Genomic DNA, 24,684 nt, shown 5'->3' with positions numbered 1-24,684 from the left:
CCTTGACGGTTGCGCCGCCGGAGAAGCCGGTCCAGTCGCCGTCACGCTTCAAGTCGACATCGATGCCGCTGATCACGGTGCCGCCCGACGTGACGGTGTCGGCGCGGATCTTTCCGGAGATCACGGGCGCCGCCAGATAGTTGGCGACCAGCGCATCGATCGAGACGGCTTTCGCCTGGAGGTCGCCGCGCGTAATCGATGCTGTCGCCGCCTTGATGGCGACCTGCGGTGCGGTGCCGTTCTTCGAAAAGGCGATCGTGCCGCGCACGTCACCCTCGGCCTTTTCCAGGGCAAGCGCCGCCAGCGGGCCGATATCGGGCAGGTCGAGCGCGATGGTGCCGACCGGCACGAACTTCTCGTCCAGCGCCAGATCGCCGGAAATCCTGTTCTTGCCGAGCGACAACAGCAGGCCGTTGATGGCGCTCTTGCCGTCAGCCGTCGCCAGCACCGCGCTGCCTTGCAGCGCCTGGCCGGCGACATTGCCGGTCAGCTGCACATTCGCCGCCGGGTTGGCGGCATCGGCCTTGCCGGTGGCGGTCAGCTTCAGCCCGGTGATCTCTCGCGCCGCCACGAGAAGGCGGTCGCTGTCGATGGTCAGCGACAGGTCGGGCGCCGCGGCCGGGCCCTGCGCGTTCAACGCAAAGGCGATGGCGCCCTTGGCGTCTTTCGACAGCAGCGAGATGTCGCTCAGCGCACCCTTGATGTCGGCGGCCACCTTGTTGTCGGCAAGGCTCGCCTGCCCGTCGGCGGTCAGCGCACCCGAGGTCAGCTTCAATCCGCCTATATTGATACTGCCGTTGGGGTCGCGCTTCAGCGTGGCGCTGATCTCAGCGCGTTCGCCAAGCATGCCGCGCGCCGCCGCCGGCAAGGCCGATGATGGAGCATCCGCCTTCAGGTTGAGGTCTATGGCACCGTCACGCAGCGACACCTGGCCGGCGACCTGGCTGTTCAGCGCATCGCTCTTGAGCGAGCCGCTGTCTATGGCAACCGCATCGGCTGTCAGGCGACCGCTGAGCGCTGCCGTGACCTTGCCGGCGATCAGCGGCGCGATCACCGGATTGTCGAGGCCGACCTTATCCACCGACACTGTGCCGGAAACCGGCCCTGCACGGTTCTTGAGATCAAACGCATCCGAGTGCAACGCCAGGACCAGCCCCTCCACCCTCGCCGGACTGGTGACGATCGAGGGCAGGATCGCGGAGACATCCAGGCGGGCCCGCGTGCTCTCGCCCGCCACCTTTGCCGACAAGGACCGGATCTCAATCTTGACCGGGCTCTCGGCGCTGCCGACAGTCAGGGGCAGGCTGGGGCCGGATGATATGAGATCGAGCGCAAAATCGCTGGCGCCGTTCGGGTTGAGGGTGCCGGTAGCCTTGCCGGAAATCTTGTCGCCGATCAGCGTCGCCTGATCGAGCATCACGCCGCCGGCCAAGGTGTAGCTGCCGGCCGCATCGACAGCCAGCGCTCCGAGCCCGGCCTGGCGGGTCTGGCTGGTTTCTATACCGGCCAGTTGCGCATTGAACCGGACATCGGGAGCGGCCGGCGGTCCGGTCACACCAGCCGTGCCGCTGAGCGTGCCCACAGCATCGAGGCCGGGCGAAAATTCATTGGCGAGCGCCGCGGGCAGTGCCGAAAATTGCGCCGCCAGGTCGAGCGTCTGACCGGCAGTGCCCGACAGCGTCACCGAACCGCCGCCGACATCGAGAGCCAGTTTCTCGATGCTGGCCGTGCCGTTGGCGATGCTCAGTGTCGACGCCTGGGCGATCGCCGCCTTGATGCCGCGAACAGTAGCTTCGCCCGAGGCGATCTCGACGCTGGTCGTGCCGTCGGCGATCTTCACCCGGCCGGCAGCGGTCGCCGGAATGCCCGCTATGGTGGCGCCGCCGGTGAAATTGGTCCAGTCGCCGTCGCGCTTCAGGTCGACGGCGATGCCGCCGATTTCGGTGGTTCCGGAGGTGACGCTGTCCGCCTTGATCGAACCCGCGATCGCCGGCGCCTTGAGATAGTTGGCGATCAGCGCATTGACGGTGATGGCCTTGGCCGTCACGTCGCCGCGCGCGATCGACGTGCTCTTCGCATCGATGGCGACGGAGGGCGCGTCGCCCTCCTTGTCAAAGCGGATGGTGCCGTCGATGTCGCCCGTCACCGCCTGGCCGGCGAGTGCGGCCAACTGGTCGATGGCGGGCGCTTCGAGCGTCAGCGTGCCAAGCGGCATATACTTGTCGTCCAGCGCGAGATCGCCCGAGACCTTGTTGTCGCCCAGCGAGACCAGGAATCCGTTGATCGAACGCTTGCCCTCGCTTGTCACCAGCGCAGCCTTGATGTCGAGCGGCTGGTCGTTGACGGAGCCGGTCAGCGATACGTTGGCGGCGGGACTGGTGATATCGGCCTTGCCGCTTGCCGTCAGCTTGATGCTCTTCACCGTGCGGCCCGATGCCGTCAGGCTGTCGCTGTCGGCGGTAACCGTGAAGTCCGGCGCCGTCATCGCGCCGCTTGCCGACAGCGCGAAATCGACGCCACCGGCAACCGGCACGCCGACCGTCGGCGACAGCACCGAAACATCGCCCAATTTGCCCTTGATGTCGGCCTGGATGTCGGTGCCTTGCATGCTGGCCGTGCCGGCGGCGCTAAGCGTGCCGGACGTGAATTCGATCGAGTTGGCGGCGAAGGATCCCTGCGGATCGCGGGCCGCGCTGGCCGAGAATTTCACCCTAGCGCCGAGCACCGAGGCGATCTGCGGCGGAAAGGCCGTCGCCACGGCATCCGCGTTCATCTTCAGCTGCATCGACAGGTCGGCAAGCGCCACCGTCGCCGTCAGCGAGGCGTTGAGCGCGTCGGAACGCAGCGTGCCCTGGTCGATGGCAATGGCATCCTTGCTGACGGACCCGGCCAGATCGACATCGATCTTGCCGGTGATCAGCGGTGCCAGCGTCGCCACGTCGGTGTTGAGGCCGCCCGCTCCCAGCTTGACGGTAACCGGCCCGGCGCGGTTCTGGATATCGAAGCCGTCGGAATGAATCTGCGCCGCCAGATCATCCAGCCGCGTGCCGCCGGCGACGATGGAGACGAAGGAGGCGCCGATGTCGATGATCGGCGCCTTGCCGTCGCCAAAGGCTCGGGCGGTGGCATTGCTGATCGCCAGCGTGATCGGCTGCGCCTTGCTGCCGACGCTGATCACCACCGGCGGGCCCTTGGCGGCGAGTTCGACCGAGAGATCGCTGGCGCCGGCAGGATCGACGATGCCGGTGGCGGTGCCGTGCACCGCATCGCTGTCGATATTGGCGCGGTCGACACTGACGCCACCGGCCGATGTGGCGGTGCCCGCGACATCGAAACTTGTCTTGCCGGCAAACAGCGGCTTCAAATTCTCCGGCAGGAAGCGGGCGAAGTCGCCGTCGCCCTTGGCCTCGATGTGATTGCCCTTATCGGTCAGTTGATGGCGGCCTGTCAGTTGAGTGACGATCTTGCCGTCGACCGTGAACGTGCCGATGCCGTTCCAATTGGCGAGCGGCCCGGTGCCTGAAACATTTATGTCGACCGGCGGCGTGTCGGGCAGCTTGAGCAGATTAGCGATGATGCCGCCTGCCGGCTCCGAGGCCTTCAGATCGAGATCGAGCCTGTTGTCCGCCGGCGCAAAGTGGACCTTGGCGTCGACATTGCCTTGCTTGCCATCATGGCGGGTGATGTTGAGCACCGTCTCGACCGCCAGCGGTGCGGCATCGGCCTTGATCGATCCCTTGGCCGCAAGCTCGGCGATGCCGCTGCCGGCCAGTTGCTGGCCAAGCGCGATCTCGGGCAGGTCGATCTGCTTGATGTCGATGGAAACCGGCAGCGTCGTCGTGCCACCGCTCGGCGCGGGCTGCGTGCTGGCCACCGGCAATCGCGCCAGTTCAATACGCTCGGCAGCGATGCGATCGGCGTTGAAGTTCTTCGACAGCAGCGCCAGCGGCGACCAGTCGACGGCCACCTTGCGCGCCACCAGCCAGGCGCCCTCGCGGTCCTCCAGCACGACATGGTCAACGCTGAGCGCCCCGGACCAGATGCCGTCTATGCCGCTGACCGTGATCTTGCGGTCGTCGCTCGAAGCCAGCCGCGAAATGATGCCTGCGAGATTGTCGCGTCCGCGCTCGGTCTTGGTCAGCACCACCAGCGCCCCGATCGCTCCCGCAACCACGATCAGCAGCGTGTAGAGGACAATACGAAGGATGCGCCAGACTGTTTTCATCGCTCAGAATGCCTGTCCGATGCCGGCATAGATGCCGAAATGCGGATCGCCCGGATCGCGGTTGAGCGGCACGGCGGCATCGATGCGCAGCGGCCCGAACGGCGTGACATAGCGCAGGCCGACGCCGGCGCCGACCTTGACATCGGAGAAATCGGGAACCGATTTGGTCGACACGGTGCCGGCGTCGACGAAGGGCACGATGCCGATCGTGTCGGTGATGGCGATGCGCATCTCGACCGAGGTTTCGAAGAAGGACAGGCCGCCGATCGGCTGGCCGGTGAAATCCTTCGGACCGATGCCCTGATAGGCGTAGCCGCGCACCGAGCCGCCGCCGCCGGAATAGAAGCGCCGGTCGGCCGGCACATGGTCGAGGCTGGTGCCGACGATCGAACCGATTGCGACACGTTCGGCCAGCACGAACTTCGAAGCCGAATCCAGCGACTGATAGGCCGACCCTTCGCCCTTCAACTTCAGGAACGCCGCACCGCTCAAAATGTCGTAGCTCGGCTCGGCATAGGCCAGCACCCGGAAGCCGCTGGTCGGGTTCAGCCGGTTGTCCCGGTTGTCGTAGACATATTGCAGCGGAATGCTGGCGATCAGGTATTTGTGCTTGCCGAAGGCGTCGTGGATGCGGGAATAGTCGAGCGCCACCTCGGCGGAAACCGTCTGCTTCTTGGTCAGTTCGTAGGACAGGCCTGTGCTGCCCTTGACTGAGAAATGGTCATAGGCATCAGGATGTTCGAGCACCGTTTTGACGCTGGCGAAGAACTTCGATGCCGGCCCGACCACGCCGGGCTTTTCGAACATGATGCCGGCATTGTAGTTGAGTTCGCCGAGATCGTTGCTGCCAATGCCGCTGATCTTGCCATCGATGCGCAGCTTCTCGGCCCGGCCGAACAAATTGCGGTGGCCCCAATAGCCCTCAAGGCCGAGCCCCTCGGTGTTGGAAAAAGTGCCGCCGACGCCGAAATAGCGTGGCTTGCGCTCGCTGACCTGGACGCCGATCGGGATGTTGCCGTCGGCGTCGAGCGTGTCGGCTTCCTTGAACGTCACGCTGTTGAAGACCTCGAGCGCCAGCAGCCGGTCGCGCGCGTCGTCGATCTCTTGCGGCGAGTATTGCCGGCCGCGCTTGAGGCCGGTCATGTATTCGGTGAAGTCGCGGTCGACCTTTTCGGTGCCTTCCACCGTGGTGTCACCATAGCCGGCGACCGGCCCGGCGGCGACCGTCAGCGCAACGTCGAGCGTCGAGGTGGCATGGTCGGCGACGATCTGGCGGTCCGTCACCTTGGCCAGCGGTCTGCCCTCCTCCTTCAGCGCCCGCACGATCAGGGCCTCAGCCTTGAGCACAGCGCCGGATCCGGCATCGCCGCCTGAAATCAGGCCGTAATCGGCGCTCATCAGCCCTGCCGCATCGCCCTCAAGGTGGATATTGCCCAAGGTGAATTTCGGCCCGGTGGCAATGTCAATGACCACGGGAACCGGCTGCGGCCCCTTGAATTCGGCATCCGGCGGCAAATCGTCGAGCGGCTTGCCGTCGATGGTGACGGTGACGACGCCTTCGTAACGGGCATCGGCATAGAGCGCGGCGACAAGCTGTTCGCGGTCGCTGCGCGCTTTGGCCATCAGTCCGAGCGAACCGGAAACCGGACGCTCCTCGTCACTCTTCAGCGCAGAGGCATTTTCGAGCTTCTTGACCAGATCCTTGTCGGCGTCGGGGGCGGAAATGGTCACGGCGTACCGCAGGGGATCGACGATATCGGCATCCTCGTCGCTGGACGACCCCCACAGCTTGATGCCGAAAAGCTCGAAAGCGGCCGCCGGGCGCGATTCGGCGACGAGCACGGTCGAGCACATCATGGCCAGCAGCAGGGTGCGCGGAAGCGCACGCCCTGGCGCGCGACCTCCTGACATCTGCTCTTCATGCGCCGGCATTAAGACAACCTAGATTACAAAACTAAAATTGGAATGAAGTTCTGAAGCGCTCGTAAAGGGGCCACAATCCAATTGTCTGAAATAGGGCGGGCTTGGAATTCACACCTTTTGCGTCGCCGCAAGAAAGCGTGATCCCCTGTCCTATGGAGGTACTACCGGTCATCGGCCGGAAAGGAAACCGTTGGCAGGCGGAACCCTGCCGCGTCCTTGTGTTGACAAGCCTGACTGAAGCTTGATCATGCCCGGACGTCAGCTGTGTCTGGAGGGGTGTTATGGCAATGCGCGCGGCTCGTGGTCTTGCGATTCTGATTCTCCTAATTTTTGCCTGGGCCAATGTCCTGGCCTGGAGCAGCACCGCGCAAGCGGCCGAAGCCCGGCGAATAGCGACAACTGACAATTCCGATTATTTCGGCTTTGATCTCAGGTCCGACCAGAATGTGACAATCGACCAGTGCAAGACGACATGCCTGGGAGACCCGGCCTGCCGCGCCTTCACCTACAACAAAAAAGCCAAATGGTGCTTCCTCAAATCCGACTACAACCAGTTGAAAACCTTCAACGGCGCGGTCGCGGGCAAGGTCGTCAACATCGATGGCGACCCTGATATCGGCGCGCCGCCGGAACTCGCCTTCTTCCCCAACTGGATGTCCGATCAGGCCCAGCAATACCGCAACAAGCTGCTCGGCCCGGCCTATGACAGACCGACAGAAGGCATGGCTGCCTTGCTGAGCGCCGCCGAACAGGCCGTACTAACCGGCGACCACCGCTCGGCCATGCTGAAATACGAGGCCGCGGTCTCGGTGCTGCCCGATGATGGCCAGCTCTGGCTCAACCTGGCGCGTGAAACGCTGGCCGTGCAGCCCGCCGCAAGCACCTCCGAAGCTTCCACTTTGCCGACGAACGGCACTTCAGCCGCATTCAACGCCTATAAATTACTGCGCACCAGCAAGACGCGCGCCGAAGTGCTGGCGCTGCTCGGCAACGGGCTCGACAAGCGCGATCTCTACCGGCCGGCGCTGCAGGCCTATGAGGCCAGCCTTGCCCTGAACCCTTCGCCGGCGGTCCAGGCCGACTATGCGGATCTCAAGGCGCGCAAGGGTTTCCGCGTTATCGACCACACCATCGATGCCGATACCAGCGCGCCGCGCATCTGCGCGCAATTCTCCGAGGATCTGGTCAAGACCGGCGTCGACTACGCGCAATTCGTCACCGTCGACAATGCACCGCCCAAGGGCGTCGAGGCCAAGGACAAGCAGATCTGCGTCGAAGGGCTGGAGCATGGCCAGCACTACGACGTCACTTTCCGCGCCGGCCTGCCGGCGGCAATCGGCGAAGTGACCGCGGCTCCCGTGGTGCTGTCGATCTATGTCCAGGACCGCGCACCGTCCGCCCGCTTCACCGGTGACAGCTTCGTGCTGCCGGCCGGCGCGCGCCGTGGCATTCCGATCGTTACCGTCAACATGAACGCCGCCGAGATGAAGCTCTACCGCGTCGGCGATCGTTCGCTGGCCCAGCTTCTGTCGGGCTACCAGTTCCTGCACCAGCTCGACGGCTATGACATCTCCAACATTTCCGAGCAGATGGGCGCGCCGGTCTGGCAGGGCCAGCTCGACATCGCCAATGATCTCAACAAGGAGGTCACCACCTCCTTCCCTGTCGACGAGGCCGTGCCGCAGCGCAAGCCCGGCGTCTATGTGCTGACCGCCCAGGCCGTCAACGACAAGAGCGACGACTACAATTCGATGGCCACGCAATGGTTCGTCGTCTCCGACATCGGCCTGTCGACCTATACCGGCCAGGACGGGCTCAACGTCTTTGCCCGTTCGCTGGGCAGCGCCAAGCCGATTGCCGGCGCCGAACTGACGCTGGTTGCCAGGAACAACGAGGTTCTCGGCACGGCTACGTCGGACGCCGACGGCCATGCCGTCTTCAACCCCGGCCTGACGCGCGGCGACGGCGGCATGGTGCCGGCCGTGCTGATGGCCAAGCAGGGCGACAATGACTTCGTCTTCCTCGACATGGGCCGGGCCGGCTTCGACCTGTCCGACCGCGGCGTCACCGGGCGCGCGGCGCCTGGTGCGCTTGACGTCTATGCCTGGACCGAGCGCGGCATCTACCGCGCCGGCGAGGATGTTCATGTCGCGGCACTTGCCCGCGACGGCGCCGCCAAGGCGGTCGAAAACCTGCCGTTGACCTTCATCTTCTCGCGCCCCGACGGCGTCGAGGATCGCCGCATCGTCAGCGACGGCGCCTCTGCCGGCGGCCATGCCGTCGACCTGCCGCTCGCACCCAACGCCATGCGCGGCACCTGGTCGGTGTCGATCTACACCGACCCCAAGCAGCCGGCGGTGGCCAGCCAGATGTTCCTGGTCGAGGATTTCGTGCCGGATCGCATCGAATTCGACATGAAGGCCGACAAGCAGGAGATCGCCCAGGGCGAAACCGCCAACATCGACATTGACGGCCGCTTCCTCTATGGCGCGCCGGCGGCGGGCCTGGCGCTGGAAGGCGAGCTGACGCTGTCGACGTCTCGCGACTGGGACCGCTTCCAGGGCTTTTCCTTCGGTCTCGCCGACGAGCAGTCGGCCGAACCCACCGTCACCCCCCTCGCCGATCTGCCGGTGGTCGGCGATGACGGCAAGGTGACCTTCCCGGTCTCCGTCGACCAACTGCCCTCGACCACCAAGCTGGTCGACGCCAAGGTGACGGTGAGGATGCGCGAAACCGGCGGCCGCGCCATCGAGCGCTCGCTCAACATCGGCATCCGCCCGCAAGGCCATATGATCGGCATCCGTCCGGATTTCGCCGACAATGAAGTGCCGCAGGGTGGCACCGCCAAGTTCAGCCTGATTGCCGTCGATCCCGACGGCAAGCGTGAGGCGCTGAAAGGCGCGCAGTGGACGCTGGTCAAGGTCGAACGCAATTACCAGTGGTACCGCTCCAACAATTCCTGGAACTACGAGCCGGTCAACTTCACCAAGTCGATCGCCAACGGCCAGGTCGACCTCAGCGCCGACGGCGACGCAACGGTCTCCGTGCCGGTCGACTGGGGCCAGTATCGGCTTGAGGTTGAAACCGCCGACCCGGAGGGACCGGCGACCAGCTACGAGTTCGATGCCGGCTGGTATGTCTCCTCGACCACCACCGAAACGCCCGACGGCCTCGAAATCGCCCTCGACAAGGACAATTATGCCGCCGGCGAAGTGGCCAAGCTGAAAGTCTCGCCGCACTTTGCCGGCGAACTTCTGATCAACATCGGCTCCGACAAGCTGTTGAAGACCGTCACGGCATCCGTTCCGGCCGGCGGCAGCACCGTCGACATCCCGGTCGGCGACGACTGGGGCGCCGGCGCCTATGTCACCGCAACCCTGTTCCGGCCGGGCGAGGCGCAGGAAACGCGCATGCCGGCGCGCGCCATCGGCGTGAAATGGTTGAAGGTCGATCCGGGCTCGAAGAAGCTCGCAGTCACCCTGACGCCGCCGGACAAGACCATGCCGCGCCAGCAGCTGTCGATCCCGGTTTCGGTCGCCGGCGTGCAGCCGGGCAGCAATGCCTATGTCATGGTTGCCGCCGTCGATGTCGGCATCCTCAATCTGACCAACTACAAGGCGCCGGATCCGGAGAACTGGTTCTTCGGCCAGCGCATGCTGGGCATGGAAATCCGCGACATCTACGGTCGCCTGATCGACGGCTCGCTTGGCAACACCGGCAAGCTCAGGACCGGCGGCGACGGCGCCAACATGCAGGCGCAAGGCAGCCCGCCGACCGAAAAGCTGGTCGCCTTCTTCTCCGGTATCGTCGAACTCGATGCCGACGGCAAGGCGCGGGTCGACTTCGACATTCCGCAGTTCAACGGCACGGTGCGCGTCATGGCCGTCGCTTGGACCAAGGATGCGGTCGGCCATGCTCAGTCCGACGTCATCGTGCGCGATCCCGTGGTGATCACCGCCGGACTGCCGCGCTTCCTGGCGCCTGGTGACGCCGCCGTCATGCGCCTCGACGTCGCCGACACCGATGGTCCGGCCGGCGACTATGCGTTCTCGATCGAAACGACGGGTGACCTGTCGACCGGCGACAAGCCCCTGCCCCAGAAACTGACGCTCGCCCAGGGCAAGCGCCAGACGCTGACCGTGCCGCTGATCGCTCAGACGGCCGGCAATGCCTCGCTTACCATCAAGCTCGCCCATGCCGACGGCACCAAGGTCGAGCAGACGCTCTATGTGCCGGTGCGTCCGGCGCAATTGCCGGTGACCACCCGGCTGGTGGTCGACCTCAAGGGCAATGGCGGCGCGCTGCGCATCGACAAGGAACTGCTGGCGGCCAGCCTGCTCAACGGTGCTTCCGTCAGCGTCGGCGTTTCGCAGGCCGCCGCCTTCGACGTGCCGTCGCTGCTGATGACGCTCGACCGCTACCCCTATGGTTGCGCCGAGCAAACCACCAGCCGCGCCATGCCGCTTCTCTACGTCAATGAATTGGCTTCCGGCGTCGGCATGGCCAGCGATCCCGATATCCATGGCCGCATCCAGGATGCCATCTACAAGGTTCTGAGCTATCAGGCCTCGGGCGGCAGCTTCGGCCTGTGGGGCCCGGGCTCCGGCGATCTGTGGCTTGATTCCTATGTCACCGACTTCCTGACCAGGGCGCGCGAGCAGAAATACGACGTGCCGAGCCTAGCCATGAACCAGGCGCTGAGTAATTTGCAGAACTCGCTCGGCTACGACCAGAGCGTGCAGGACCGTGGCAGCGAGATTGCCTACGCCCTTTACGTGCTGGCCCGCAACAAGAAGGCCTCGATCGGCGACCTGCGCTACTATGCGGATACCCAACTCGAAGCTTTCTCGAGCCCGATGGCCGTTGCCCAACTGGCTGCGAGCCTGGCGCTTTACGGCGATACACCGCGTGCGGAATCGACGTTCAAGACTGCCCTGCAGTTGGCCAAGTCGACCACCGACTACGACTACTACCGCTCCGACTACGGTTCGCGGCTGCGTGATGGTGCGGCGATGCTGGCGCTGGCGGCGGAATCGAAGCCGGTGCCGACGATCGTGCCGGAGCTGATCAAGCTGGTGACCAGGGAACGCGCCGAAGCCCGCTGGACCAGCACCCAGGACGAATCCTGGATGCTGCTCGCGGCCCGCGCGCTCAGGGAAGGCAATGAAACGATCACGCTGACCGTCAATGGCGCGGCGCATTCCGGCGGCTACTCCAACCAGGTCGAAGGCTCTGACCTGGCCGACAGCCCTCTGACCATCGCCAACACCGGCAAGACCCCGCTGCAGGCCGTCGTCACCACGGTGGCGTCACCGGTCCAGCCCTTGCCGGCAGGCGGCGACGGCTTCACCATCAGCCGCACCTACTACAAGCTCGATGGCACCGAGGCCAATGTCACCGAGGCGACGCAGAACGAACGCTATGTCGTCGTGCTCAAGGTCAACGAGCAGAACAAATGGCCGTCGCGCCTGCTGGTCACCGACCTGTTGCCGGCCGGCTTCGAGATCGACAATCCCGGCCTGGTCTCCAGCGCCCAGTTGACGAACTTCTCGTGGCTGGCGCAGACCGATGCCGCGCATCTCGAATTCCGCGACGACCGTTTCGTCGCGGCGTTCAACCCGGCCGACGGCGACCACGACCACAATTTGACGCTCGCCTATGTCGTGCGCGCGGTGACGCCGGGTACCTATGCGCACCCGGCGGCAACGGTGGAGGACATGTACCGGCCGCAATACTCGGCCCGCACCGCCACCGGCATGATGGAGGTCAAGGCGCCGTAAGGCGCCGGTGGTGGCGATCATGATCAGGACGACGGCGCTGCCCCTCATCCGCCTGCCGGCACCTTCTCCCCGTATAGTGACGGGGAGAAGGGGACTGTCGCGATCGTCGGCATCTGTTCTGAAACGTTGGAAATTGGCGAGAGCCTCGGTGCAGGCCTCTTTCTCCCCGTCACTATACGGGGAGAAATGCCCGGCAGAGGGCAATGAGGGGCAGCGCCATGCTTTCAAGAAAACTCCGCCGCCGCGCCGCCATCGCCGCAGCTTCCTGCACTGGCATTCTCGCCCTCTCCGCAGCCACCCTCTGGGAACTCGACCGTGCCTTCCCGCCTCCGCTGCCGGCCGAACTCACGGTCTCCACCGAAGTCCAGGACCGCGACGGCCAGTTGTTGCGTGCCTTCGCCACACCGGACGGCTACTGGCGGCTGGAAACCCGGCTCGACCAGGTCGACAAGCAGTTCGTCGACATGCTGGTCACCTACGAAGACAAGCGTTTCTGGGACCATGAAGGTGTCGACGTGCTGGCACTGGCGCGCGCCGCCGGCCAGTTTGCCACCAGTGGCCACATCGTCTCCGGCGGTTCGACGCTTTCGATGCAGCTCGCCCGGCTGATCGAGCCGCGCGAAAGCCGCAGCCTCGGCTCCAAGATCAAGCAGATGCTGCGCGCCATCCAGATCGAACGGCGGCTGTCCAAACGCGAGATCCTCGAACGCTACCTGACGCTGGCGCCCTATGGCGGCAATCTGGAAGGCGTGCGCGCCGCCTCGCTCGCCTATTTCGGCAAGGAGCCGAAGCGGCTTACCGTTTCCGAATCCGCCCTGCTCGTCGCCCTGCCGCAGTTGCCGGAAAAGCGCCGGCCCGACCGCAATTTGAAAATTGCCCACGCCGCCCGCGACCGGGTGTTGACCCGCATGGTCTCCTCGGGCCTGCTCGGCGAGCGCGAGGCCGCGCGTGCCGCCCTCGACGATGTGTCGGGCCTGCGCCGCACCCTGCCGACGCTCGCCGCGCACGCCGCCTATGCGGTGTTGCCCAAGGCCGCCCCCGGCCAGCCCGTGCAACTGACGATCCGCAAGAGTGTCCAGGAAGGGCTGGAACAGGTGGCGAGGGACGCGGCCACCAAGCTCGGCCCTCGCCTGTCGGTCGCCATGGTGCTGGCCGACTCCCGCACCGGCGACATTCTTGGTGAAGTCGGCTCGGCCAACTTCTTCGACGCCAGCCGCTCCGGCTGGATCGACATGACAAAGATCGTCCGCTCGCCCGGCTCGACGCTGAAGCCGTTCATCTACGGTCTTGCCTTCGAACAGGGCCTGGTGGCGCAGGAGACGCTGATCGATGACAGCCCCGTCGATTTCTCAGGCTATCGGCCGAAGAATTTCGACATGGGCTATCAGGGCGATGTGAGCATCCGGCAAGCGCTGCAACTGTCGCTCAACGTGCCGGCGATCCGCGTGCTCGACGCGGTCGGGCCAACGCGGCTGATGGCGCGCTTCCGCCAGGCAGGGGTAAACCCCATACTGCCGGTCAACGAAGCGCCGGGCCTGGCCATCGGCCTTGGCGGCGTCGGCGTGACACTGCGCGACCTCGTCCAGCTCTACACAGGGCTCGCCAATGGCGGCAAGACGCACACGCTGCATGACGGCACCGAGCCGGTCAATGCCGAGCGCACCAGCGCCACCATCCTCGACGGTCAGGCCAACTGGCAGATCATCGACATACTGTCGGGCGTCAAGCCGCCCGAGGGTGCCTTGCAGCGCGGCATCGCCTACAAGACCGGCACCTCCTACGGCTACCGCGACGCGTGGTCGGTCGGCTTCGACGGCCGCTATGTGCTGGGCGTCTGGGTCGGCCGCCCCGACGCCGGCGCAATACCGGGCCTGTCCGGCTATGTCTCGGCCGCTCCCATCCTGTTCGAGGGTTTTGTCCGCTCGGGCCTCGCCACCGTCCCATTGCCGGGCAGGCCGCCCGGCGTGTTCAGCCCCAGGCGCGAGGACCTGTCGGTGACGCTCGCCCGCTTCGGCGCCGGGTCGGACGGCCTGGTGCAGGCGACGGTGACCGAACCCGCGCCGACCATCATCTTCCCGCCCGACGGCGCCCGCGTCGATCTCGGCACCAATTCGGCCGACGCCTCGCCGCTGGTGCTGAAGCTGCAAGGCGGCCGTGCGCCGTTCCGCTGGCTGGCCAACGGCAAGCCGCTCATCGGCATCGACCGTCGCCGCACCGCGACCTGGCAGCCCGACGGCGCCGGCTATTCGACGCTGACCGTCATCGACGCCGCGGGACGTGCGGCAAGTGTGAAGGTGTTCGTCGAATAGATCGCGCCAAGAGCTGGCTTTCCGGACGCTCGGCAGATAGCAGGATACTCACCCATGCCTGTTCCGAGGCGCGAACCTCGATTGTCGGCAGCCTCAGCGCTGGCAGCAACAATCCTTGTCGCGGCAATTCCTCTCCCCGCTTTGGCCGATGCCCTGCCCAACGGCTTTGTCCGGCTCGCCGATGTCGACCCCTCGATCCGCCAGGACATCCGCTACGCCGGATCGGATAATTTTCTGCACCGAGAGGTGAACGGCTATGACGCCCCGGCCTGCATCCTTACCGAGCAGGCGGCAAAGGCACTCTCCGCCATCCAGAAAGCGATCGCGGCCAAAAGCCTGACCTTGGTGGTGTTCGATTGCTATCGCCCTGCCCCCGCCGTCGCCGACATGGGCGAATGGACAAAACAGGGCGGGCCGCCCGATCCACAATGGTATCCGAAGGTCAGGCGCAGTGAGTTGATCGCCAAGGGCTATGTCGGAGAACTATCGACCCATTCACGTGGCTCGACCGTCGACGTCGCCATCGCCCGGACGGGCCGCAGGTCCAGCCCGAACCCGGCCTGCGGCGGCGTTGATGCCGACACGCTCGATTTCGGCACCGGTTTCGACTGCTTTGATCCGATGAGCGAAACCGCCCACCGCGGCCTTGCCATTGAAGCGGCGGCAAACCGCAGGATGCTTGTCGACGCCATGCGCGCGGGCGGCTTCAGGAACTATGCGCGGGAATGGTGGCACTTCACGCTGAAGAGTGAACCGTTCACCAGGCTGCGTTTCGACTTTCCCATCACCGCCGATTGAGGCACGGACCAAATTCCATACCCTTGCCTCGGCACCGCCCATTGCTAGATAGGCTGAGTGGCCGGCAGGGATTCTTCCTTTGGGCGCAAGAGGAAAATATTTCTCCAAACGACGAAATGACGTCGGATATTTTCTCCAGGCGGGCAAAAAAGGCAACATTGAATGCATCTAATTTCTACCAATTCGGTAGATTTGGCGCGGGTTCAACGGAGGCAGAAATGACCAAACCTCATTTCAGGAAACTGCTCGGCGCACTGGTCGCCACATCTGTCCAGTTCGGCACGCTCGGTTTCGCGTTTGCCGATACCACCATTCTCAACGTGTCCTACGATCCGACACGCGAGCTCTACAAGGCCTACGACGAAGCTTTCGTCGCCCACTGGAAGGCCGAGACCGGCGAGACGGTCACCGTCCAGCAATCGCATGGCGGATCGGGCGCCCAGGCCCGCGCCGTGATCGACGGCCTTGACGCCGACGTGGTGACGCTGGCACTCGAAGGCGACATCAACGCCATCGTCTCGAAGTCGAAGAAGATCAATCCGGACTGGCGCACCAAATTCGAAAACAATTCAGCGCCTTACACCTCGACCATCATCTTCCTCGTGCGCAAGGGCAATCCCAAGGGCATTCACGACTGGAGCGACCTCGTCAAGGACGGCGTCCAGGTGATCACGCCCAACCCCAAGACCTCCGGCGGCGCACGCTGGAACTATCTCGCCGCATGGGCTTACGCCAACGCCAATGACGGCGGCGACGAGGCCAAGAACAAGGAATTCGTCGGCAAGCTCTACGCCAATGCCCCCGTGCTCGACACCGGTGCGCGCGGCTCGACCGTTACCTTCGCGCAAAAGGGCATCGGCGATGTGCTGATCGGCTGGGAAAACGATGCCTATCTGGCACTCGACGAATTCGGCGCCGACAATTTCGACATTGTCTACCCGCCGACATCGATCCTGGCCGAGCCACCGGTGGCGATTGTCGACGCCAATGTCGACGCCAAAGGCACGCGCAAGGTCGCCGAAGCCTATCTGGGCTGGCTCTATTCCAAGGAAGCACAGACGATCATCGCCAAGAACCACTATCGCCCGGCCAAGCCCGAACTCGTGGCTCCGGCGGATCTGCCCAAAACACCTGAAATCAAGCTGATCTCCATCGACGATCCGCTTTTTGGCGGCTGGAAGAAGGCACAGCCTTATCATTTCGGCGACGGTGGTATATTCGACCAGATCTACAAGCCGGCCCAGTGAGCTAAATCTAGATCAGGACGATATGACCATAGCACCCGCGCAGGCGGGGTGGCGGTTCAGACAGCCGAGTGTCATTCCGGGTTTCGGATTGACGCTCGGCTTCTCGCTTGCCTACCTCACCATCATCATCCTCATCCCACTGTCGGGACTGATCTGGCGCTCGGCCGCCCTTGGCTGGCCCGAGTTCTGGGCGATCGCAACCGACCGCCGCACCATCAATGCGCTTGAAATCAGCTTCGGCACCGCCTTCATCGCGGCCGGCGTCAACGTCGTCTTCGGCACGCTCGTCGCCTGGGTGCTGGTGCGCTACCGCTTTCCCGGCCGCCGCATCGTCGATGCCATGGTCGACCTGCCCTTCGCGCTGCCGACGGCGGTGGCCGGCATCGCACTGACCACGCTCTATGCGCCGAACGGCTGGATCGGCAAATTGCTGATGCCGCTTGGCATCAAGGTCGCCTATACGCCGCTCGGCATCGTCATCGCGCTGATCTTCATCGGCCTGCCCTTCGTCGTGCGCACCGTGCAGCCGATCATGGAGGAGATCGACAAGGAGGTCGAGGAGGCCGCCGCCACGCTTGGCGCCAGCCGCTTCCAGATCATCACCCGCATCCTGTTTCCGGGCCTGGCGCCGGCCATCATCACCGGCTTTTCGCTGGCCTTCGCGCGCGGCGTCGGCGAATACGGCTCGGTCATCTTCATCGCCGGCAATTTGCCCTACAAATCCGAAATCGCGCCGCTTCTGATCGTCATCCGGCTGGAGGAGTACAATTATCCGGCGGCGACCGCGATCGCGGCGATCATGCTGTTTTTGTCGTTCCTGATGCTTTTGATCGTCAATCTCGCACAATCATGGAGCCGCAAGCGCTATGGCTGATCCCGAGATCAAATCCTACGCACCGCATCACGAAAGCCGCTCGGCCGCGGTCACCGAAAGCCGGCCGGCGCAGGCCGTCCTGATGGCAATCGTCTTCGCTTTCCTTGGCATCTTCCTGCTGCTGCCGCTGATCATCGTCTTCCACGAAGCACTGGCAAAAGGCGTCAGTGCCTATACGCAATCGCTGAGTGACGCCGATACGCGCTCGGCGATCCGACTGACGCTGCTGGTGGCTGCGATCTCGGTGCCGCTCAACATCGTCTTCGGCATCTCCGCCGCCTGGGCAATCGCCAAGTTCGAGTTCAAGGGCAAGGCCTTCCTGACCACGCTGATCGACCTGCCCTTTTCGGTCTCACCGGTCATATCGGGCCTCGTCTATGTGCTTTTGTTCGGCGCCCAGGGGCTGCTCGGCGGCTGGCTGAAAGCGCATGGCATCGTCATCCTGTTTGCCGTGCCGGGCATCGTGCTGGCCACCGTCTTCGTCACCTTCCCCTTCGTCGCCCGCGAGTTGATCCCGTTGATGCAGGAGCAAGGCAATGGCGACGAGGAGGCAGCACTTTCGCTTGGCGCCAATGGCTGGCAGACCTTCTGGTATGTGACCTTGCCAAACGTCAAATGGGGGCTGCTCTACGGCGTGCTACTGTGCAATGCGCGTGCCATGGGCGAGTTCGGCGCGGTCTCGGTGGTGTCGGGCCACATACGCGGCCTGACCAACACCATGCCGCTGCATGTCGAAATCCTCTATAACGAGTACAACGCCGTCGGCGCCTTCGCCGTCGCTTCATTGCTTGCGGGCCTGGCGCTCGTCACGCTGGTCTTGAAAACACTTCTCGAGATGCGCTACGGCGCCGAGATCGCCGCGACGCGCGGACACTGACAGAGGGATTTGCATGGAAGTTCGCGTTGCCAACGTGCGCAAGGAGTTTGACCGGTTTCCGGCCCTCCACGACGTGTCGCTCGACATCAAGTCGGGCGAACTGATCGCGTTGCTGGGGCCGTCCGGCTCCGGCAAGACGACGCTGCTCAGGCTCATCGCCGGACTGGAACGGCCGACACGCGGAAATATCTTCTTCGGCGACGAGGACGCCTCGCACAAGTCGATCCAGGATCGCAATGTCGGCTTTGTCTTCCAGCACTATGCGCTGTTCCGGCACATGACGGTGGCCGACAATATCGGCTTCGGCCTGAAGGTCCGGCACGGGCCGTCGCGCCCGCCGGCGCAGGAGATCCGCCGCCGCGCCTCCGAGCTTCTCGACCTTGTCCAGCTGTCGGGGTTGGAGAAGCGCTATCCGGCGCAGCTTTCCGGCGGCCAGCGGCAGCGCGTGGCGCTGGCGCGCGCCATGGCCATCGAACCCAAGGTGCTGCTGCTCGACGAACCGTTCGGCGCGCTTGACGCGCAGGTGCGCCGGGAATTGCGCCGCTGGCTGCGCGAAATCCATGACGCCACCGGCCACACCACCGTCTTCGTCACCCACGACCAGGAAGAGGCGCTGGAGCTTGCCGACCGCGTCGTGGTGATGAGCCAGGGCCGCATCGAGCAGGTCGGCACCGCCGACGATATCTACGACACGCCGAACTCGCCCTTTGTCTACGGCTTCATCGGTGAATCGAGCTCGCTTCCCGTCAAGGTCGAGAATGGCGAGATCTGGCTCGCCGATCGTCCGATCGGGATTGCCGCGCCCAACGAGCCCTCGGGCGATGCGACGCTCTATTTCCGCCCGCACGATGTCGAACTGCTGGACGGCTGCAGCGGCTGCATCGCCGGCACGGTCGCCGCCAGCCGCCGCGTCGCCGGCACGCGCCGGGTCGAGCTTGAGATCGGTGGTGAGCGCCAGCGGGTCGAAATCGAACTGCCGGTCGATCACCCCGCGGCCCAGAAAAGCCGGGTGGCGTTCCGCCCCGGACGCTGGAAGCTTTTTCCGGCTGCTTGACCCTCTGGTCGAGGGCTACTCCAGCCAGTTCTCGATCTTCAAGCCCCTGATTCGGTTGAATTCTCCCGTGTTGGCGGTCACCAGCGTGGTGCCTAATGCATAGGCATGAGCGGCAATAAAAAGATCGTTGTGACCAATGGTCTGGCCCGCGGCTTCAAGCTCGGCACGAAGAGCGCCGTACTCGACATCCACCGGCACATCGAGCGGCAAGACAGGAATCTCGGCCAGCAAGTCTTCAACTTTCTTGAGCAGCTTGGCCGATCCCTTCCTGGCGCAGCCGTATCGCAATTCCGAGGCGACCACGATGCTGGTGCAAACGGCGTCATCTCCCTCGCGCGACATTGCACTCGCGGCCTTGCCAGCCGGGTTTCGGATCATGTCGCTGATAATGTTCGTATCCAGCATGAACCGCATCTAGAAAATGTCCTCGGATTTGACTGGCGTGTCGTCGATCTCGGGGAAGTCATCCTCAGGAGCGAGCGGCTGATCTTTCGCCCAAAGGGCGAGCAGCGCGGTGAGGCCGGGTTTGCGAACCGGCTCGATGACCAGGCGGTCGCCTTCCCGGCTGATCAGGACTTTTTCGCCGGGAAGCTCGAACTCGACAGGAATGCGCACCGCCTGGCTCCGGTTGTTGCGAAACAGCTTCGCTTCCTTGGGCGGCGTTGTTGAATGACGGTTCTGGGGCATGTTCGCAGCTCTTTTGTATATGCCTTTTGTATATGCCATGCAGCACCACAAAACAAGGCACAGAAAAACCCCCGACGAAGGCCGCCATCCCGTGGAACGGAATTCCAACAATTGCCAAGTTTGGCGATATATTTTCCCACGACGAGGCCGCGAACCTACGGCGCATGCCTCGTCGCACACCACGTACGCCGGCTATGGTCCGACCAGAAACGCATTGCATCGGAGCCTGTTTTCATGAAGCGATTTTTCCTCGGGCTTGCCACCGTCGCCGGCCTGTTCCTCGCATCCTCCCCGGCCTGGTCGGCCGACAAACTGCTCAACGCATCCTATGATGTCGGCCGCGAACTGTTCGTGCAGGTCAACAAGGCTTTCATCGCTCAGCATCCGGGCGTCACGGTCGACCAGTCGCATGCCGGCACTTCGGCGCAGGCGCGCGCCATCGCCGAGGGCCTTGGCGCCGACGTTGTTACCTTCAACCAGGTCATCGACATCGACTTCCTGGTCAAGAAGGGCCTCGTCTCGGCCGACTGGCAGAAGGATTTCCCCGACAACGCCTCGCCGTTCTATTCTCTGCCTTCGTTCCTTGTCCGCGCGGGCAACCCCAAGCACATCAAGGACTGGAACGATCTCGTGCGCGACGACGTGCAGGTGATCTTCCCCAACCCGAAAACCTCCGGCAATGCGCGCTACACCTATCTGGCGGCCACCGCCTACGCCAAGGAAGCCTTCAAGGGCGACGACGCCAAGGTGAAAGAGTTTATCACCAAGCTGTTCAACAACGTCCCGATCTTCGACACCGGCGGCCGCGCGGCGACCACCACCTTCGTGCAGCGCGAGATCGGTGATGTGCTGATCACCTTCGAGTCGGAAACACGCGGCATCCGCAAAGAGTATGGCGACGACAAGTTCGAGCAGGTTACGCCGACGGTCAGCCTGCTCGCCGAATTCCCGGTCGCGATCGTCGACAAGGTTGCCGACGAGCACGGCACACGCGATCTGGCCAAGACCTATCTCGACTTCCTCTACACACCGGAGGGCCAGGACATAGCCGCCCGCAACGGCCTCAGAGCCCGCGACGCCGCTGTCGCGGCGAAATACAAGGCCGATTTCCCCGATATCCGGCTGCTGACGGTGGAAGACGTTTTCGGCGGCTGGGACAAAGTGCAGAAAGAGCATTTCGCCGCCGGCGGCCTGCTTGACCAGACCTACGGCAGCCGCTGAGGGCAGCGATATCTGCGCAGCAGACGGAAAGGCCGGCGCCCTGCCGGCTTTTTTCGTTTTTGAACGCCGATAACCTGGTTGTCAGCGGAATATCCGAGTTCTCAGTGCAAAACGTTACAAAGAATCAACGCGTTTATGCCTAACGTGCAATTTGGTGGCTGTTTCGCGAAACATCATCGCGCGGCGAAGACGTCATTATTTGCACACAAACAGTCGCCAGATGCGAGTGGTTGGGGCTTTTATGGGTTGATCTGGGCATGCTGACAAAAAAAGGCAAATACGGCCTCAAGGCCCTCGTGCATCTGTCTGGCCTGCCGGCCGGCCAATTGGCCTTCGTCAATGACATCGCTGTAGCCAACAACATCCCGAAGAAATTCCTCGATGCCATCCTGGGCGAGTTGCGCAATGCCGGCTTCGTCCAGAGCCGCAAAGGCAAGGAAGGCGGCTACCGCCTTGCCCGGCCGGCCTCAGAAATCAAGATCGGCCATGTCGTGCGCGTGCTTGACGGGCCGTTGGCGCCGATCCCTTGCGCCAGCCGCACGCAGTATCAACGCTGCGAGGATTGCGACGAGGCGACCTGCCAGGTCCGCCACATGATGCTGGAGGTGCGGCAGGCCATCGCCGAGGTGCTCGACAATCGCAGCCTCGCCGCCATGCGCGATGCCGACAATGACGATTTTCCGGTCGAGCTGACGTCGCAGATCTAAACCACCGACTGCAAGCTGGCCGCGCTCAGACAGACATGAGATTCTTCGATTGAAGAGGGTTCTCCGAATCTCGGGTTGCGAAGCTCGAAATCACGGAGAACCCCATGCCGTTTTGGCCTACCCGTTCACACTAGACGCAGCCTCGAATACGTCGCGTGCGGACGTCGTACCCGCTACGTGCTCCGTACCCGCCACACCGAGGTCCATCCATCCTGCATTCACGGCCTCAAACATTTCTTCGGCAGGCCCGGAGTGGCCCTTCGGGATGCCGAATTGCTCGAACGCTTCCGCCCACCCCGCACGCGGGATTGCAAAGGCTTTCACGTCAAGATTCAGGACTTCACCCAACTGCTCCGCGACTTCATCCGCGGTGACCATCGAACCGATCTCGACGATGCGCTGCCCTGACCACGCTGGCCCGGTCAAAAGGGTTGCCACCTCCGCGCCGATGTCATTCGTCGCGACCATGGTCGATTTCCGGTTTGTCGGATTGTAGTAGACCGGTAGCGTTCCGCCCTGCGCGACCTGCAAGCCGTAAAGAAAGTTTTCGAAGAATCCGCCTGCGCGCACAAATGCGATTGGCGATGTCAGGTCGCGAAAACCTTGCTCCAGAAGCGACAAGGCCGCGATCACCCCGTGCCCGCTGGCTCTGTTCGCACCCATCGACGAAAGCGCAACCACCCGCGGCGGCGCTGCCTTGGTGAGCGCCTCGACATAGCTTGCAATCACGCTCTTTGCTTCTTTGTAATCGGGTGACGGCGCCCAGACAGGGGGCAACATGACGAACGCGCCTTCGACGCCTTTGAGCGCTCGCACGATGGCCGCCGAATCATTCCAATCGCCGTCTACCAGTTCCACGCCCTGGTTTGCCCAATTGGCCGCCTTTTCGCGATTGCGGACGAGCGCGCGTACCTCCTTGCCGTGCGCCAGCAGATGTTCTGCCGTTGCGCCGCCAACTTTTCCCGTGATTCCCATTACTAGGAACATGTGTTTTCTCCTGATGTTGAGGGACAGAGCTGCCCCTGTTGGTTCAATGGATGAGTGGCAGAATGGCCCGGATACGGGGATCGCGCAGATAGAGGCCGCCCCAGGTCATCGCGCCCAGAAGCAGGGAGATGATTTCCGGCGGCGACCCCAATTCACCGATGCGGAGATGGGCGCAGATGGCACCTCCCAAAAAGCCCGTCACCAGGATCGCGCCGAGGACGGCGGTGACCGGGATGGCGTAGAGGATGGCGCAGGCGAGGATGATCGGACCCACGACACGGGTCAGGTCCATCGCAAACCCGGTTTCCTGCAACATGCTCGCGATCCGTGCCGGCGCGAAAAGCTGAACAGTGCCATCTGCCGCCAGAGCGATGACGACAAACGCGCTCATTATCCGGCCGGCCCACAGGGCGCGATGCAGGGTCATAGTTTCCGGTGTTTGATGCACGTTCACAGTTTCGGACACTTGTCATTCTCCGATGGGGAGATCCCATATTCGAAACTTACTGTGCCTATTAGGTATGATAAACACCGAGGAAATGAACCGACTGTTCTCTTTTTGGCAAACAATACCGAGGCACGAAAAATGCAGAATCTCGAACCCATCCTCATTTTCACAACGGTAGCGGAAATGGGGAGCTTCACCCGAGCGGCCGATAGCCTGGGCATCCAAAAGGGGAGAGCCTCGACGGCGGTCCGGAAGCTGGAAGAAGATGTGGGTGTCAGGCTTCTGCACCGGACGACGCGCAGCGTGCGGTTGACGGAGGACGGACGCGCATTTCATGCCCGTGCCCGCGATCTGCTCGCGGACGTTGACGATCTCCACTCGATGTTCGCAGGCGATCGCGTGGCACTTCGCGGTCGTTTGCGGGTCGACCTTCCGACCGAAGTGGCGCGCACAACGATCGTGCCGGCCCTGCCGGATTTCATGGCGGCTCACCCCGAGTTGGAGCTGGAGGTGTCAAGTACGGATCGGCAAGTCGATCTGGTTCAAGAGGGGTTCGATTGTGTATTGCGGCTTGGACCCATTCGGGACGAGACGCTGATTGCCCGCCCACTGGGCCTGTTGCGCATGGCCAACGCTGCCAGTCCCGCCTATCTGGCGCGCTATGGCGTGCCTCGATCGCTGGGAGATCTCCAGCGTCAGCAACATAGGACAATTCATTTTTCGACGATGCTGGGGGCGAAACCTTATGGATGGGAATATCCGGACGGCGACAGCTACGCGACGCTTCAGTTGCCAGGTGCACTACACGTCAACAGCGCGCAGACCTATGAAGCCGCTGCCCTCGCCGGCATTGGCCTGATCCAGGCGCCACTCTTGGGTATTGGCCGATACTTGGAGAGTGGAGCGCTTGTCGAAATCATACCCGATTTTCGTCGCCGGCCGCTCGCCGTGTCCCTCGTCGTCGCACATCGGAGCAATCTATCGCGCCGAGTCCGCGCGTTCATGAAATGGATCGAAGATGTGCTGACGCCGTATATGGAATAGCGACACGAATATCTTCGTCCGGCTCTCGAAATCAACATTTCGCAAGCGGCGCGCCTGTCTTAGGTCTAGAGCAAGCGAAATTCGCAGAAGTCTCGAGCGCGGACACGACCTTGCACGGCCCAAGCCGACGCAGTAAAGCGGGGTTCGAAGAACGGGCTGGACCGATGAGGCTGTGGTGGTTAGCAAAATCCCGCAAGGCCGCCCGCAAGCTGCCATCGGCAGCCAGTTTCCGCACTGAAATCATCGCCGACGTCTTCGTCCCGGAACGGGCGCAGGACGTGCGCTTCTTCAGCCGCAACCTGGTTCGCCCCGGCCGGCTTCGCAGCTTTTCCAACAAGGACCTTCGCGAAGGCCTGCTGTCCGTCTTCTATCTCGTGGTGGCAGCGGCACTGCCGGTGCGCTGGTGGGCGCCGATCTGCGGCCGCATATCGAGGTTTCGCCTCAAGCGCCATATGCGCAAGGAATTCCCGGCCTACGCTGCCGCCACGCGCGCGGTGCTTGGC

General features: G+C 63.6%; 16 protein-coding genes and 1 pseudogene. 11 read left to right on the top strand and 6 right to left on the bottom strand.

Features of this window, described 5'->3' with window-relative positions; all coding sequences use genetic code 11:
• Window positions 1-4,225 (bottom strand): translocation/assembly module TamB (locus EN943_RS17310; RefSeq protein ID WP_127413776.1); only part of this gene is annotated, 4,225 nt, incomplete at its 3' end.
• A 3-nt stretch (window positions 4,226-4,228) separates the two neighbouring features.
• Window positions 4,229-6,157: an autotransporter assembly complex family protein gene (locus tag EN943_RS17305; RefSeq protein ID WP_127413774.1), complete on the bottom strand. Its 1,929-nt coding sequence runs from the start codon at window positions 6,155-6,157 to the stop codon at window positions 4,229-4,231.
• A gap of 272 nt (window positions 6,158-6,429) precedes the next feature.
• Between EN943_RS17305 and EN943_RS17300 the strand changes: the two genes are divergently transcribed.
• The 7 genes from EN943_RS17300 (at window position 6,430) to EN943_RS17265 (ending at window position 19,087) form a co-directional block, all read left to right on the top strand.
• A complete protein-coding gene (locus tag EN943_RS17300) occupies window positions 6,430-11,928 on the top strand; it encodes an alpha-2-macroglobulin family protein (protein ID WP_127413773.1) in 5,499 nt (1,832 codons plus the stop codon).
• A 218-nt stretch (window positions 11,929-12,146) separates the two neighbouring features.
• Entirely contained in the window at window positions 12,147-14,237 is a 2,091-nt protein-coding gene (gene pbpC / locus EN943_RS17290; RefSeq protein WP_245475878.1) for a penicillin-binding protein 1C, read from the top strand.
• A 54-nt stretch (window positions 14,238-14,291) separates the two neighbouring features.
• Entirely contained in the window at window positions 14,292-15,035 is a 744-nt protein-coding gene (locus EN943_RS17285; RefSeq protein WP_127413770.1) for a M15 family metallopeptidase, read from the top strand.
• 218 nt (window positions 15,036-15,253) lie between these two features.
• Window positions 15,254-16,282: a sulfate ABC transporter substrate-binding protein gene (locus EN943_RS17280; protein ID WP_127255403.1), complete on the top strand. Its 1,029-nt coding sequence runs from the start codon at window positions 15,254-15,256 to the stop codon at window positions 16,280-16,282.
• Window positions 16,283-16,304: 22 nt separating this feature from the next.
• Window positions 16,305-17,156, top strand: coding sequence for a sulfate ABC transporter permease subunit CysT (gene cysT / locus EN943_RS17275; RefSeq protein WP_127413768.1), 852 nt, complete (start codon window positions 16,305-16,307; stop codon window positions 17,154-17,156).
• Window positions 17,149-18,033, top strand: a complete 885-nt coding sequence (gene cysW / locus EN943_RS17270) for a sulfate ABC transporter permease subunit CysW (RefSeq protein WP_127255407.1) — start codon at window positions 17,149-17,151, stop codon at window positions 18,031-18,033. Before cysT ends, cysW begins: the two co-directional genes overlap by 8 nt.
• 13 nt (window positions 18,034-18,046) lie before the next feature.
• Window positions 18,047-19,087, top strand: coding sequence for a sulfate/molybdate ABC transporter ATP-binding protein (locus tag EN943_RS17265; protein ID WP_024501523.1), 1,041 nt, complete (start codon window positions 18,047-18,049; stop codon window positions 19,085-19,087).
• 15 nt (window positions 19,088-19,102) lie between these two features.
• On the opposite strand, the gene EN943_RS17260 is transcribed toward EN943_RS17265, so the two are convergent.
• Together EN943_RS17260 and EN943_RS17255 are read right to left on the bottom strand one after the other, a co-directional pair.
• Entirely contained in the window at window positions 19,103-19,501 is a 399-nt protein-coding gene (locus EN943_RS17260) for a type II toxin-antitoxin system VapC family toxin (protein ID WP_127413767.1), read from the bottom strand.
• Window positions 19,502-19,774: an antitoxin gene (locus tag EN943_RS17255; protein WP_127413765.1), complete on the bottom strand. Its 273-nt coding sequence runs from the start codon at window positions 19,772-19,774 to the stop codon at window positions 19,502-19,504.
• Between the two features lie 234 nt (window positions 19,775-20,008).
• Between EN943_RS17255 and EN943_RS17250 the strand changes: the two genes are divergently transcribed.
• Both EN943_RS17250 and EN943_RS17245 read left to right on the top strand, forming a co-directional pair.
• Complete coding sequence (locus tag EN943_RS17250; RefSeq protein ID WP_127413764.1) at window positions 20,009-20,995, top strand: sulfate ABC transporter substrate-binding protein; 987 nt, start codon at window positions 20,009-20,011, stop codon at window positions 20,993-20,995.
• Between the two features lie 257 nt (window positions 20,996-21,252).
• Entirely contained in the window at window positions 21,253-21,702 is a 450-nt protein-coding gene (locus EN943_RS17245) for an Rrf2 family transcriptional regulator (RefSeq protein ID WP_013530871.1), read from the top strand.
• A gap of 117 nt (window positions 21,703-21,819) precedes the next feature.
• Here the strand turns inward: EN943_RS17245 and EN943_RS17240 are convergent, their stop codons facing one another.
• Together EN943_RS17240 and EN943_RS17235 are read right to left on the bottom strand one after the other, a co-directional pair.
• Window positions 21,820-22,689 carry an NmrA family NAD(P)-binding protein gene (locus EN943_RS17240; protein WP_127413762.1) on the bottom strand — a complete coding sequence of 290 codons (870 nt, stop codon included), beginning with the start codon at window positions 22,687-22,689 and terminating at the stop codon, window positions 21,820-21,822.
• Window positions 22,690-22,732: 43 nt separating this feature from the next.
• Window positions 22,733-23,155, bottom strand: coding sequence for a DoxX family protein (locus EN943_RS17235; RefSeq protein ID WP_127413761.1), 423 nt, complete (start codon window positions 23,153-23,155; stop codon window positions 22,733-22,735).
• A 120-nt stretch (window positions 23,156-23,275) separates the two neighbouring features.
• On the opposite strand from EN943_RS17235, the gene EN943_RS17230 reads away from it, so the two are divergent.
• Both EN943_RS17230 and EN943_RS17225 read left to right on the top strand, forming a co-directional pair.
• Window positions 23,276-24,181: a LysR family transcriptional regulator gene (locus EN943_RS17230; protein WP_127413759.1), complete on the top strand. Its 906-nt coding sequence runs from the start codon at window positions 23,276-23,278 to the stop codon at window positions 24,179-24,181.
• Between the two features lie 164 nt (window positions 24,182-24,345).
• Window positions 24,346-24,684 (top strand): annotated as a pseudogene (locus EN943_RS17225) (hypothetical protein); the annotation flags it as partial.

Source organism: Mesorhizobium sp. M7A.F.Ca.US.006.01.1.1 (assembly GCF_003997935.1).
Classification (GTDB): Bacteria; Pseudomonadota; Alphaproteobacteria; order Rhizobiales; family Rhizobiaceae; genus Mesorhizobium.
Note: the sequence above shows the minus strand (reverse complement) of the source record. Positions and strands in the feature narration are given on the sequence as shown.